We start from the raw sequence: 14105 nt of genomic DNA, 5'->3' as shown, positions 1-14105 counted from the left end.
ACCCTTCAGTTGTTCTGTCTTTCTTTCCAAAATCTGCCTCCTGCTCTATTAGGCGGGAAGCAGAGATTATAGAAAATGTTCTTTACCAGTTCGGGTTCTGCCCTAAGCCAGGAAATCTTTCTAACTGTGACAGCGGAATTGGCCACAGATAGTGCTTAGCCGGGTCAAAGGATCTTCCGGAAAGGGCTATGATAAATCCTTGGGGGTCTCTGCGAAGGTTGGCGGCGGAGGCCGGGTTAGACAACCAGTTCACATTGGTTCCTTTTGTGTCCTCGGCCAAAAGATGACCTTGTTGCCAGCGCTTAATATCAAAATAGCGTTGGCCTTCCAAGGCAAGTTCTACCCGGCGTTCACGTCTGATCTCTTCGCGTACGTCAAGACCATTGGCCGCTAGCTCATTTAAATCCATGTGCTTCATGCCTACGCGGTCGCGCAACAGATTAATGGTCATATCAAGGTCTGCCTGGGTCAGCTTGCCCTGCTCCAACCTTGCCTCGGCATACGTCAATAAAACTTCAGCATATCGCAACAGGTGGATATCATTGTAATCCCGGCCCACAATACCAACGGTTGAGAGCTCCGCATACTTAGTAAAGTAATACCCTGTAACGGTTACGGCCCCACGCCCGTCTGACGTGAATTTAGGCACCATGAAAACAGAAGGGTCAGGATTTTGATTGGCCGGACGACCATCCAACCGTCCGCCCCAGGCGGCTCCTGGTTGCAAAATAGTCTGGGTCATGCGGGGATCGCGGTTTTCAAAAACATCTTCGTACTTGCTTACGCTGTACAGCGGCGACCTATCAATAGGCAAACCATCCTCCATCAAATAACTGTCTACCAAAGATTTAGTAGGATTCCAGCGCACTACCTGGTCTGGTACCTGAATCTCGCGACTTAAGTTGTGGTATGAAATATCCTCCAGATGCAGGCGAGCGATAATTGTTTCTTTGTTGTTGCCTGTTGACAATTTCCCTTTATAGGTAAATAAGTCATAGTAATTGCGGCTTGGGTCACCAGATGTAAACAATGAGTAAACACCCATATCCATTACATCCTTAGCAGCTTTCTCGGCAACCTCCCAGCGGCCGTTGTACAAGGCAATTCTAGCTTTCAGGGCCAAGGCAGCCCCTTTGTTCATGCGCCCCAAATTAGCACCGGTTGGAATGGTGGGGCTTAAATGTTGAGCGGCTGTTTCTAAGTCTTCTAAAATAAAGTCTACTACTTCCTCTTTAGGTGTACGCGGCACAAAAACCTCATCTAAAGTCAAGGTTGTGGTTACTAGAGGTACATCTCCCCAGAAATTGGTGAGGTAACTGTACATTAGCGCTCTAATTACCCGCACCTCAGCGGCTAGCGCCTCTTTGCGCGCCGGATCTATATTGGCTCTATGGTAATTTTCCAGAAAAGCATTAGCCTGGCGTACTCCCGCGTACTGGGTGGTATATTCAGTATTTAGAGTAGCTAGGTCGTTTCCGAAATTCCCGCTACCAATGAGCTGGTAAGCAGTGGATGAAGGCCATAGGGTGTTATCCCCCATGTTCTCCATATCAACGGTGTTTTTAGCCTTCACATTTGCATAGAGGGCATTTACAGCCAACACCAACTGATCTTCAGTTTGCCAGAAGGTTTCATTAGAAATTTCATCTAAAGGAGCACGCTCCAGAAAGTCATCGTTACAGGACCCCAGCAAGAGCGCACTTAACAACAGGCTATATATTTTTGTCTTTTTCATGATACTGCTTACTTAAGATTGATGTTTACACCCAACACAAACGTTTTCACTTGCGGGTAAAAGTTTCCGTTGCTGATAGGAGATTCTGGATCATAACCATAGAAGTAGTCTGTCTTGGTGAATATATTGTCAGCTGAGGCATAGATGCGCAGACGGCTTACCCGCATTCTTTCAGTTAGAGTGGCAGGCAAAGTGTACCCTAGTTGCACATTTTTAAGGCGTAGGTAAGAAGCATCTTCTAGCCAATAAGTAGAAAGGCGCTGGTTATGCGTCAATTGGTATGCTAACCTAGGGTAGCTTGCTCCAGGGTTGTCTGGTGTCCAGCGGTCTAAGTGCACGGTTTGGGCCATGTTACTTTCGGCCGCAAAAGCGTGCCGGGCATTACCCATTAAGTAACCGTCTACATCTCCTACCCCTTGCAGGAAGAAACGGAAGTCTAACCCTTTCCAGGCTACGTCACCTCTAAAACCGTACGTGTAACGCGGGATAGCACTCCCAATTACTTGCCGGTCGCCTTCCAGTGTGATCTGCCCGTCTCCGTTCAGGTCTTTGTAGATAATGTCACCGGGCGCAATTCTGTCACCGGCAATGTATGGGAAATCGGCTACAAATGTGCCAGATTCTGGTTTGTAGGAGAAATCAGACTCCTGGGCCAGACGATCGGCCACTAACCCATAAAATGCATCAATTGGGTGGCCTATTAAACGAACCTGGTCACCGTAGGTAGCCAAGGTACCGCCCAGGCTGGTAATCTTGTTTCTTACGTCTGATATGTTGAAATTAAAGCTATAGTCAAAATCACCTTTGCGGTCTTTCCATCCTGCCTGCAACTCCCAACCTCTATTTTCTACTCTACCTGCGTTTTGTGGAGGGAATATATTCCCGAAAGGGGCTGGCTGCGGAAGAACCAAAAGAATGTCGGCTGTTTCATTAATAAAGTAGTCACCAGTAATGTTCAGGCGGTTATTGGCAAATGCTAAATCAAACCCTGCATTTCGTTTAATAGCTGACTCCCAAGTCAATATTTCATTACCCACCCCAGTTTGCCTCATACCAAGAGTTATTTGGTTTCCTATGGGCATGGTGGCCACTGTACCTAGGATATCCATGTATCCAAAATCAATGACACTACCTCCTGGCAAAGTAACCCTATCATTCCCCTGTGTTCCGTAAGAGAACCGCACTTTACCGAAATTCACTACATTCTGGAGTCCTTCAAAGAAGCTTTCCTCAGTAAACACCCAACCTATAGAAGCAGCAGAGAATAAATCCCAGCGCACATCACGCGCGAATCTGGTAGACCCATCGTAGCGGAAGTTTAATTCTAACAGATACTTGTCTCTGAATCCGTAGTTTAACCGACCAAAAGCCGAACGAAGGGCATTTTGGGATGCACTGCCGCTGTTGCGCTGGTTATCGGTACCTAGGTTGATGTGCCCTACTTCTTGGGTGGCCAAGTCTGTTCTTGTGGCGGCAAAGTTATCACCAATAGATTCTTCTTGAGAGACCCCCAACAAAAGTTTCACGTAGTTGTGGTCAGCAATTCTTTTTTCATACTCAGCGGTACCAATAAACGTTTGGTACAGGTTCGTATAGTCGCGTGCGTCAATAGAATTAGGGTAGCCGGTTCTATAGATAGGTTCAGTAACTGATTGGTCTGGGCTATAATAGTTAATGGTTTTGTTGAAGATATCGCGTTTAGAATTAGATCTAATGACGCCATACTGCCCTCTCACATTAAGCCCTTCAATGATTTTTAAATTTGCGCTCAAGTTACCGGTAAATTCCTGTGACCCGAATTTGTTATAACCTCCGTCAGTAGCCATGGCAATTGGGTTACTCTGCCCACCATGGTAGCCCCAAGTACCTGTGGTAAAGCGTACCGGAACCAATGGCCTAATGGAAAGGGCTGAATAAAGTGGGCCCGTACCAGAAGCGGCGCCAGAGTACGCTCTATCTATGTAGCCCAAATTGGCAGCAACATCAAGGCGATCGACCAGAGTGGTACTTAATTTGGCCCGCACATTGTGTCGGTTGGCCTCAAAAGCGTCACCGGTTACTAAACCTCCCTCTTTCAGATAACCGTAAGAAAGAGCGTAGTTCACATTGTCTCCGCCCCCATTTATACTTAAGTTCTGGCTATACTGCGGTGCATAGCTTTTATAAATTTCTTTCACCCAATTGGTATTGGCATAGTAGTTAGGGTCAGAACCATTGCGGGCAATCTCAATTTCTTCTGGAGAATAGGTTGGGTTACGGCCAGCGTTCACCTGAGCCTCATTGAGCAAGGTCATATAGTCGGGGGAGCCCAAGAACTCAGGCAAAGCAGTTGGCGTCTGCACTCCAAAATAGGAGTTATAAGATATAGTTGGCTTACCCGACTTACCTTTTTTAGTAGTCACCAAAATAACCCCGTTAGCACCTCTTACCCCGTAAATTGAGGAAGACGCTGCATCTTTGAGTACGGTAATGGTCTCAATATCATTTGGATTTAGAATATCCAAGGTGCCACTTGGAATTCCATCTATCACAACCAAAGGGGTAGCATTTCCTAGAGTACCAATACCACGTATTCTTATAGTACCGCCGTTGTTACCTGGCGCACCGGAAGCACCGGTAATGGTAACGCCAGGCATAAGCCCCTGCATACCGGAAGTAACATTTGTAATAGGTCGGTCTTCCAGAGCTTCTGCATCAATTTGGTGCACAGCGCCAGTTAGGTTGGCTTTTTTCTGGGTTCCGTACCCTACCACCACCACTTCATCTACTACACGGGCATCAACCCTTAGAGAGACTTCCACCCTGGTGCGGTTTCCGAGCACAACCTCCTGATCCTGGAAACCAATGTAAGAGATCAAAAGCACCGGCTGCGGTACTCCAGCAGTATTTATGGCAAAATTCCCTGCCGCATCTGTTACGGTGGCAGTAGTTGTTCCCTTTATAACAACAGTAGCCCCTATAAGCGGCTGCCCTTCCCCATCTCTTACCACTCCTGTCACTGGTCCGTTCTGCCTCACGGTTCCAAGAGAATGCGTAGCAACCTTAGAACCCGAGGCTTCAGTTTTCATACTGACTGCATAACTCTCAACCGGAGCAACAGCAAGCAGTGCTAAAAACAATAAGGAATAACCTTGGCGAGCGCCTTGCTTATTTCCTGAGAGTATTTTTTTATTCATACAACGTGTGCTTTAGTGGTTTTTTCTGTTCCTGAATTCATTAAAATGCTCCATTCACCTGTGGCCCGTAAAAACTACCACAACTGAATAACTAACTCATTAGACTTTTCTGCACTTAAGCAGCCGGTAGGGTAAAAACTCTTACTTCAGCCACACGCTCTACTGCAACTCACCAACCCCTCATCACCTGCAGCTAATTTTTTATTTCAACTCTTGCCAAGAAGCAAGATTTTCTTTCTCAGTAATTATCGCAATGCCTTCTTATTATTGGCGTGAGCTTACCACACATGAACACAGGCAGATCAAGCACTCATCACCACTACATATGCACTACCTAAATATTAAGCAGTCTTATGCCTCCCCCAATACAAATGCCTTGCTGCCCATGCTTCAAATAGTGTATTAAAGATGCCGCCTTATTTTATAAAATCAAAAACTTTTGCTATTTTTTTTTATAAGTCATAATTAATTAACAATAAATTAGCACAACAATAACACTTTTGTAATGCGCAGTAGCCAAACAGTAATACCAGTAATTTGTTGGTGCAATTCTTGTTCTTTGTTGAGCAATGGATTGGAAGCTGTCCTTTATTTTGCTATTCTTTTCGTTCCAGTACTACCATTAAAATCCTCCTTCTTTAAGAGCTATTGCGTACTAAGGGATTTTTATATAATTTTATTCAAACTAAAAATTTAAAGAGCATGGCATTGTTCACTTCTAATAACCCAACTTTAAAAGAAGAAACCTTCACCCAAGTGGGTGCTGGTGAATTGTCTGATGGCCGTGTCATGACCCTGAACGGCACCATTGGCAAGTCAGCCTTACTATTAGCTATTGTGCTCACCTTTGCGGTATTGTCAGGAAACATTATTGGCGCCCTTGGCCTACCTTTTGAGTCTCTGATCTTTATTCCGCTGGTGGGTGTTGGTCTGGCTTTCCTGATTGTCTTCAAGAAGCACTTGGCTCCTTATGTGGCACCTATTTACTGCGCTATACAAGGTTTGTTCCTGGGCGGCATTTCCTCTATTCTAGAGGCTCGGTTCCCTGGTATTGCCTCACAGGCAATGCTGCTGACCTTTACTGTGTTTGGTGTTATGTTACTTTTATACAGCACCCGCATCATTAGAGCCACTGAGCGGTTCAAGTCTATTATCATCACAGCTACCTTTGGCATTTTTGCTTATTATATGCTGGCTTTGGTGCTGCAATTCTTTGGCGTGGAGATGGCTTTGATACACAGCAGTGGTATTGCCGGTATTTTGTTCAGCTTATTAGTAGTAGTGATTGCCGCCATGAACCTGATTCTGGATTTTGACACCATTGAGCAAGGTGTGAATTACGGAGCTCCTAAATATCTGGAATGGTATGCCGCCTTCGGCCTTACCGTTACCTTGATCTGGCTGTACATAGAAATTCTGCGGTTACTTTCTAAGTTAAACAGCCGCAACTAAAAAGTATAATGTTTTTTACAGAAAAGCCCCAGCATTTGCCGGGGCTTTTTTTATGCTCCTATTTTAGGCCTGCTTTTAGAAAAACAGGCCTAAAACACTACTCATTGTAGAAAACCCGCTTTACCCGTGTGCTGACATTGGTAAGCAATTCATACGGTATGGTGCCAATACGCGTAGCCAACTCTGTCAGCGGCAGACCTTCCCCAAACACCACTACTTCATCCCCGGCTCTTACGTCTAAACCGGTCACATCTACCATGCACATGTCCATGCACACGTTGCCGATGATGGGCGCACGGTGACCGTTAATGAGCACCTCACCAATCCCATTGCTGAAGCGGCGGTCGTAGCCGTCGGCGTAACCAATGGCAATGGTGGCGGTTTGTTTGGCTGTTTCTGCTATGCCTTTGCGGCTGTAGCCCACGGTATCCCCCGCTTTGATTTGCTTTACCTGGGAAACGGTGGTTTTGAGACGGCCCACAGTGAGCAGACCGCTTTGCTCCGTACCCGATGATTCTACTCCGTACAAGCCAATTCCCAAGCGCACCATGTCAAAAGCAGCTTCTTGCCCAAAGCGCACAATGCCTGCTGAATTTAAAATATGCTTAATTACTTTGTAGCCCAACACCTCCTCTACCCGCGCTGCCATTTGGGTGAACTGCTGCATTTGGCTTCGGGAAAAGTCATTATATAAGGCCTCATCGGCGCCCGCCAAGTGGCTGAACACGCTTTGCACCCGCACGTGCGGCACTTGCGCCAGAACTTCCAACGCTTCTTCCAACTCAGCGACATCAAAACCGAGACGGTGCATGCCCGTGTCTAGCTTCAGGTGGATGAGGGGTGTTTTGGCGCTGTTTTCTGGAAAATAGTCTAAAAACCGGTGCAGCAAATCGGGTGAGTAAATCTCTGGCTCCAAATTGAACTGCTCCATTTTCAGGAAGCTGTCGGGGCTGGGGTTCATGACCATGATCGGCAGCGTAATTCCATGCTCGCGCAGGGCAATGCCTTCATCGGCGTACGCCACAGCTAAATAATCTACACGGTGGAACTGCAGCAGGTTGGCAATCTCATAAGAACCCGCACCGTAGGCGAAAGCCTTTACCATGACCATAATTTTGGTGCTGGCCGGCACTTTAGAACGGTAGTAGTTGAGGTTGTGCACCAGCGCATCTAGATTTACTTCCAGCACCGTGCCATGTACCTGCTGCTGCAGCGCCGCCACAATTTTCTCAAACTCAAACACGCGGGCACCTTTCACCAGAATTGTCTCTTGCCGAAAAGTCTCCGGTCGAAGCTGCCCCAGAAAGGAGTCAGTGCCCAGGTAAAACTCACTGCCTGCCGGAAAAAGTTCTTGATGCCGACTGATAATATCGCCAATGCCAATGACTCTGTCAACACCTCGAGAGGACACCTCCTGCGCCACTTGCCTGTACAGCGCCTCCTCTTCCACCCCAGCCTCCAAGAGATCTGACAAGATGAGCGTTTTTCGGCCGTGCCGCGATTGGTGCGCTAATACGTCTAAGGCAATGCGCAGACCCGCCACATCATTATTATAAGTATCATCAATGACGTAGCAGCCGTTAATGGCCTCTTTGCGTTCCAGTCGCATGGCCACCGGAACCAACCTACCAAACCGAACGACCAATTGATCAGGCTCCACGCCAAGGTACAATAGCACGGTCAGGCAGTGCAGCGCATTTTCGAGGGAGGCTTCGTCAGTAAACGGTAAGGTTAATCCGTATTTCTTTCTTAGGTACTGAAATTGGATTGGCGTTTTCTGCTGGCGGGCGGGCAGAATCTCTATCTGCACATCGGCCTGCTGATGACTCTTACTCCAATTGAAATGAGGTAATTTATGCTCTTGCACCGCTTGGTGCACTTCTACCTGATCTTTGCAGTACACCAGGCACTTCACTTCTTCAAACAGTTTCAGCTTTTCTTCCAGCTTCTGTTCCTGTGATTCAAAGCCTTCGTCATGCGCCGAGCCAAGGTTGGTAAAAATACCGATGGAAGGCTGCACCACCGTCGCCAGTTTCTGCATTTCATCGGGTTGGGAAATACCGGCCTCAAACACGCCTATGGTATGGCTCTCGTTTATTTGCCACACTGAAAGCGGCACCCCAATCTGGGAATTATAACTACGGGGGCTTTTCACCACCCGCTCTGTCACGCTCAGCAGTTGCGCCAGCCACTCTTTCACAATGGTTTTGCCGTTGCTACCTGTAATGCCTATCACAGGCAAGGTAAACTGCCGGCGGTGGTGGCCGGCCACACATTGAAGCGCGTCAATACTGTTGCTTACCAGAAGAATATTAGCTTCTGGATAAGCCGACAGATCCATAATATGGTCGGCGTCTTCTACAATAAATTGTCGTACACCCTGAGCATATAGCTCCGGCAGGTACTGGTGCCCGTCGTGGAACTCTCCTTTTATGGCAAAAAATAAAGAGGAATTGGCGTTGACTACCTTCCGGCTATCGGTGACCAGGTGCTGCAGCGGATAATGGTCTTTCCATTGAACCAATGTGCCTCTGGTGATCTGGGCGATTTCTTTAAAGTTAAGCATGATGTACTTCTAGCGATAACCAAATATACAACTCCAGAGGAACAACCCTAGCATAGGTATACTTTAAGGGTTAGGCCAACAGCTACACAAACCCTACCTTTGCAGCTTTAACACGCATTCAGGTGAAATTCAACCGCTTCCACGGCGCTGCCATCAGTGCTTTTTTAATCTGGGGATTTATTCCCTTTCCGCTGAAAGCCCTTACCGACTACCCCAGCAGCCAGATTCTCTATTTCCGCATATTAGTATCGGTACTCACCTTGCTGGTACTTTCTTTCAGTACCCGCCGGAAGCAATGGAAAGAAACGCTGCAACTTTTTAAAGGCCAAGCCCCGCTGGCGAAAAGAAGGTTTGTGCTGTTTACATTATTGGGAGGGTGCTTGCTGACCATTAATTGGCTGGTGTTTATTTACGTGGTGAACCACGTGGACATTCAGACTGGTTCTTTCTCTTACCTGCTCTGCCCTATTTTAACGGCGGCACTGGGTTATGTTTTGCTGCGCGAGCAACTGCGGCTAAACCAATGGTTATCAGTAGGACTGAGCTTGATGAGCTGTTTACTTCTAGGCACCGATTCAATTTATAACCTGCTCTTCAGTTTACTTATTGCAACATCCTACGCTTTTTACCTCATCACGCAGCGGTTACTCAAAGAATATGATAAAATTGTACTGCTCACGCTGCAGCTGCTCCTGGCTTTTTCCATCATTGGCCCCAGCTACCCTTGGTTTGTGGGGTCAGAGGCGCCGGCTGTCACTGGATACTTCTTCGGGCATATTTTCATCTTGAGCTGGCTATTCACAATAATCCCTTTGTTTCTGAACCTGTATGCGCTGAAAGAGTTGAAATCGGCCACGGTGGGCATCATCATGTACCTGAACCCGATCATTAACTTCACCATGGCCTTTCTTTATTTTGGTGAAGTAGCCAGCCAGCAGAAGGTAGTGGCGTACGGGATTATTTTCCTTTCTGTCATTCTGTACAACCTGCCAATCGGCAAAAAGGCACGCCCAGCTGTTATATAAGCTTTTTTGAATATTTTTTTCAGGGCGTGCAACCTTTGCACAGCTTTAGTGCTCTTCCTTAAAAGGCCGCTACCTATTAGCCGCTTTTTAAGTAAATGAGCAGAAGCATCTTTTCAATACTTTTCTTAGGCTTTTCACTGGGGTGTTCCCGGCCAGAGCTGGTTTCCTCTGAAGAACAGGAAGCCATGGCTTTGTCCTCTCCCACACAAGCCACGCTTGCCCTGCAGCAACCTACGCAAGTGGGAAGTCTGCGCGTGCGCCTGCAGAAAATTGATGACAGCCGCTGCCCCATGAACGCCATGTGCATCAGATATGGTTCGGCCGTGGCCGATTTCCAGATAGAAGACTCTCAGGGCAACAGTGCTGCTAAGCGCCTGTACCTGGGCGACGCTTTACCCGCTCCTGACAACCGCGGCTCCCGTACCGCGGACACTGTGGAGGTAGCGCTTGGCAACAGGCATTACTTCTTGATTCTTAGCGATGTGCAGCCCTACCCCAATACTTCCGATTCCATTCCCCCGGAGAAAAAGGTAACGGTGTCTGTTCTGTCCTTGTAATTTTTTTATAGAGGGTTGTTTGAAAGGGTGAACCCGCGGTCTTTGGCTGCGGGTTTCACTTTTATAGCCCCTTTGGGTTTTCGTTATTAGTTATTCGTTGTTGATTATTTGGGAGAGTACAGAGAGAGGCAAGAGCTGTTGGCGCAGACGCTAGCAGGTCTGGGAGACACTGCTAGGTCTTTTGAGTGGGCGTTTTTGGCTTGTTTTCATAAAAACAGGCTAATAACGCCCACTCAAATCTTCTCTAATAATAAGAGAGGCCAAGGGCGGTAAAAGAGCAGTTGCTGTGAAGTACGAGCTGTAGAAAGCTTTACCGCTGCACCTCTATTTTGATCGAATAACGAATAACGATCAACGACAACAACTACTCTTCATAAATCTCCAGCGGCAGTCCGTCTGGGTCTGAGAAAAAGAAGAAGCGCTTGCCGGTATGCTCATCGGTTCTGATTTCCTGCACTTCTACTCCAGCTTTCATAAGTTCTTCATGGGCGGCGGCTACGCTTTCTACTGCAAACGCCAGATGCCGCAAACCAGCCGCCTCAGGGAAAGACAGGCGAGCAGGTACATTGGGGAACGAGAAGAGCTCTATCACATAGTTTCCGTGTAAGGCCAGGTCTGCTTTGTATGACTGCCGCTCTTCGCGGTATACTTCCTGCTGCAGCGTCAGGCCCAGCACCTCGGTATAAAAAGCTTTGGACACAGGGTAATCTGAGCAGATGATAGCGATGTGGTGAATCTTTTTTAGTTGCAGCATAAGGAAACCTTAACAAAATTTGGTTAGCTGTTTTGGGGCTACTTTTCGAAAAACAGGCCTAAAACCCGTAGCCAATTCTGAAGCCGGAGCTGATTTTCTGGCGCTCCTGAAAGCCGGTAAAGAAATCTACCCGAATTACTTTGAACAGGTGCTCAATGCCTACGCCCAATTCTAAATAATGTCCGGCAGCATGGGTATGCAGGTAATTGACGCTGCCCACTTCCTGCCACTTGAGCTTGCGCAGCAGCGGGATTTTGTTCAGAATGAAGCCGTTGAAATGGTGGTTATAATGCGCCTCTACGTAAGTGTCTTTGGTGCTGTACCGGTAATAATCGAGCAGCTGAAAACCGCTGAAGTTTCCAGCCAAGATAGTGCGGTTGCCCTCAAAATGCCGGAAATCCATGAAATACAGCTGCTCTTTCCGCCAGAACGTTCCTACGCTCACATTGTAACTACTGGTGCCCAGCAATCCTAGCTGTAAATCGTCTCGCACACTAAAACTCATAAAGTCATAGTCTACATCAGAGCCCAGCCCTGAGATTCCCTTGCGGTAATAGAGCGACAGCACTGGCCATTTGGAACCTAAGTTGATTTTCCGGTCGGGGTGCGAAATATATTCGGCACCGGGTCTATAGGAAAGCAACACCGCCGTTGTTAGCGCCTGGTGGCGCGGGAAGGCGGTACTCTCTACTTCAGCATTGACAGGCTGGTTTGGTGTAAATTCTTTGTTCTCACGGTCTCGCCAGGTGTAGCTGGTGTGGTTGTGCATCATGTGGCGCTGGGCATAATCTACCATAAAACTTGCCGACAATCCGTTTACCAGTTCCCGGTTATGGGTAAAGCGCAGGTATTCTTTCTGGTAAAGCTTCAGGTAATTTTCCTCCATCAGCAGCGTGTACACGGTGTTGATGAAAGGCGTAATAGGCTCTGCAGCGTTAAACTGACTCACAAAACGGCCACCTTCAAACCCCACAGAACGGCGCTTAATCAAATCAAAATTATAACTGGCCGCCACTTTGGCCTGAAGTTCCTTGTTCTTGAAGCCGTACCTTATGGTAGGTGTGATGGAGTAGCTCCGGCGGTCTTCAAAGCGTTTTCTGTACCCCAACCCCAAGTTAGCCACCAGCCCTTCCACTGTATTGTACTGCCAGATGCGGGTAATGGGCTCTATGTTGAAGCTGGTACGCTCATAAGAGTCTCGGTATGAATAGCCACCTATGAACAAATTGGTGAAAGAGGGTTTGTTGTTTAGTTTGTCTAATGAATCGCGGTAAGGCTTAGACTCTTTGATCACCTGCAGACTGTCCTTTTCACGATAGTCTTCTACCTCTTCCACCGTCAAAGGAACTGGTCTTATTTCGGCCCAATAGGCGCTGTCACGGTAATTGGAACTGGGTTCTATGAGCAAGATTTCCTTCTTCTTGAAGTACTCCGGCTCGGGTACGCCGTCTGGGGCAATAGACTGCTGTTTTTCGGTTTTCCGTTCTTTTCGGGTCTGTTTTTTAGGAGCGGCGGGTTTGGCTACGGCCACAGGATTCTCTGCCTCAGCTGGAGCTGCCGGAGTAGCTGGTGCAGGGGACTGCGGCACAAACGAAGCGGGCCTGATGCGGTATTTGCTGTACACGGCCATGTAATAGCCAGTACCCTTAAAGCCGTAGCCCTCTAAATCAAAAGTAAATTTCTGTGACTGCAGCACCCACACGTTACCCGGTGCCGGCGTGAACTGCTGCGTTACCCGTATGGTGTCTACAAACTCAATCTGCTGATTTTTGGTGACGTACAGGTTCAGGCTGTGCAGCCGCCAAGAGCCTTCTACAATGTAAATATAGCCGGTGAACACTGGGTCGTGCTTGCGGATGGGCGTCACCTTGATGCGGTGCACCAGATTTCCGTTATTCTGGCTGCTGCCCACCAGCTCGTACCGGTAAAACAGCATGGCGTTGGCGGCCAGCGGCGAAATAAACCCGCGCTCGTTGATGCCGTTTGCTTTGATGAGGTTCTGGTAAAAGTTAAGGCTGAAATCTGAGGCTTGGTTGAAACTGAAGGTTCGGCTGTTGCCACTTACTTTTGATGAAATCATCCGCTCGCGGTATTTGTTGGGCTGCATAAAACTCAACTCCGACACTGACTCTGAGAGGTACAAAATACCAGGTTTCAGCCCCGCAGGCACCTTCATGATGCCCAGCACCCGCTTTGGCACGTTTATTAGCCGCTGCAGCCCCTTTACGTACACCTGCGCCGTGTAGGCCTCTACTTCCTTCAGGTGGTAATTACGCTTGGCAATGGCCTGTTGCATGATGCCGTAAGCGGGGTCTTTGCCGCTGAGGCTCACCCGCACCTCGTTCAGGTCGTACACCTCGGACTCCAGTATCATGTTCACCACCAGCTCCTGAGTATCTTCGGTGACCTTTATTTCTTTGCTCTGCGTTTTGTACCCCACAAACTGAAATACCACCGTATGCTCCCCCGGCTCTACGTTGAACTGGTAGTTTCCCTGCTCATTGGTAGTAGAACCCACGGTGGAACCTTTCAGGTAGACCGTAGCGAACGCCAGCCCTTCGCCTTTCTCATCAGCTACTTTTCCTTTTAAGACCGCCGCGCTTGCAACCGTTGCCCACAATCCGAAATACAGGAGCAATAGGCATTTTTTCAAAGAGAAGGCGGAAGTACAAAACGGCATAGAGCGCGAAGGGTAAAGATTTATGGCATAACGACAAACACGCCGGTTTCAGCATAAATATAACTACTGAACAGGAAACAGTGGGTGTTTGATCAAAGCCTTACTTTTTTTCAGTAGAAACTATTTTGTGCAGCCCAACCTGTTTTTAGCCTATTTTTCT

General features: G+C 47.8%; 8 protein-coding genes. 3 read left to right on the top strand and 5 right to left on the bottom strand.

Features of this window, described 5'->3' with window-relative positions; genetic code table 11:
- Positions 1-82: 82 nt before the first annotated feature.
- Complete coding sequence (locus A8O23_RS17070; protein ID WP_066623806.1) at positions 83-1735, bottom strand: RagB/SusD family nutrient uptake outer membrane protein; 1653 nt, start codon at positions 1733-1735, stop codon at positions 83-85.
- An 8-nt stretch (positions 1736-1743) separates the two neighbouring features.
- Entirely contained in the window at positions 1744-4803 is a 3060-nt protein-coding gene (locus tag A8O23_RS17065; RefSeq protein ID WP_204377712.1) for a SusC/RagA family TonB-linked outer membrane protein, read from the bottom strand.
- 810 nt (positions 4804-5613) lie between these two features.
- Here A8O23_RS17065 and A8O23_RS17060 point away from each other — a divergent pair.
- On the top strand, positions 5614-6363 hold the full coding sequence (locus tag A8O23_RS17060; RefSeq protein ID WP_066623800.1) for a Bax inhibitor-1/YccA family protein: 750 nt from the start codon (positions 5614-5616) through the stop codon (positions 6361-6363).
- Positions 6364-6460: 97 nt separating this feature from the next.
- On the opposite strand, the gene A8O23_RS17055 is transcribed toward A8O23_RS17060, so the two are convergent.
- Entirely contained in the window at positions 6461-8929 is a 2469-nt protein-coding gene (locus A8O23_RS17055) for a bifunctional UDP-N-acetylmuramoyl-tripeptide:D-alanyl-D-alanine ligase/alanine racemase (RefSeq protein ID WP_066623798.1), read from the bottom strand.
- 122 nt (positions 8930-9051) lie between these two features.
- Between A8O23_RS17055 and A8O23_RS17050 the strand changes: the two genes are divergently transcribed.
- On the top strand, positions 9052-9954 hold the full coding sequence (locus tag A8O23_RS17050) for an EamA family transporter (protein ID WP_066623796.1): 903 nt from the start codon (positions 9052-9054) through the stop codon (positions 9952-9954).
- Between the two features lie 95 nt (positions 9955-10049).
- Positions 10050-10511 (top strand): hypothetical protein, encoded by a 462-nt coding sequence (locus A8O23_RS17045; RefSeq protein WP_066623795.1) that lies wholly within the window; start codon positions 10050-10052, stop codon positions 10509-10511.
- A 364-nt stretch (positions 10512-10875) separates the two neighbouring features.
- On the opposite strand, the gene gloA2 is transcribed toward A8O23_RS17045, so the two are convergent.
- Together gloA2 and A8O23_RS17035 are read right to left on the bottom strand one after the other, a co-directional pair.
- Positions 10876-11265, bottom strand: a complete 390-nt coding sequence (gene gloA2 / locus A8O23_RS17040) for an SMU1112c/YaeR family gloxylase I-like metalloprotein (protein WP_066623793.1) — start codon at positions 11263-11265, stop codon at positions 10876-10878.
- Positions 11266-11323: 58 nt separating this feature from the next.
- Positions 11324-13918, bottom strand: coding sequence for a DUF5686 and carboxypeptidase regulatory-like domain-containing protein (locus A8O23_RS17035; RefSeq protein WP_161486760.1), 2595 nt, complete (start codon positions 13916-13918; stop codon positions 11324-11326).
- Positions 13919-14105: the final 187 nt, after the last annotated feature.

The sequence above is a fragment of the Rufibacter roseus genome (genome assembly GCF_001647285.1).
Classification (GTDB): domain Bacteria; phylum Bacteroidota; class Bacteroidia; order Cytophagales; family Hymenobacteraceae; genus Nibribacter; species Nibribacter roseus.
The sequence above is the reverse complement of the archived record's forward strand: the minus strand, read 5'-3'. Positions and strand labels throughout refer to the sequence as shown.

What these genes read in the sequence shown, in the direction of transcription:
- A8O23_RS17070 (WP_066623806.1), bottom strand. Translation starts at nt 1,735, where the DNA reads ATGAAAAAGACAAAAATATATAGCCTGTTGTTAAGTGCGCTCTTGCTG.
- A8O23_RS17065 (WP_204377712.1), bottom strand. Translation starts at nt 4,803, where the DNA reads ATGAAAACTGAAGCCTCGGGTTCTAAGGTTGCTACGCATTCTCTTGGA.
- A8O23_RS17060 (WP_066623800.1), top strand. Translation starts at nt 5,614, where the DNA reads ATGGCATTGTTCACTTCTAATAACCCAACTTTAAAAGAAGAAACCTTC.
- A8O23_RS17055 (WP_066623798.1), bottom strand. Translation starts at nt 8,929, where the DNA reads ATGCTTAACTTTAAAGAAATCGCCCAGATCACCAGAGGCACATTGGTT.
- A8O23_RS17045 (WP_066623795.1), top strand. Translation starts at nt 10,050, where the DNA reads ATGAGCAGAAGCATCTTTTCAATACTTTTCTTAGGCTTTTCACTGGGG.
- gloA2 (WP_066623793.1), bottom strand. Translation starts at nt 11,265, where the DNA reads ATGCTGCAACTAAAAAAGATTCACCACATCGCTATCATCTGCTCAGAT.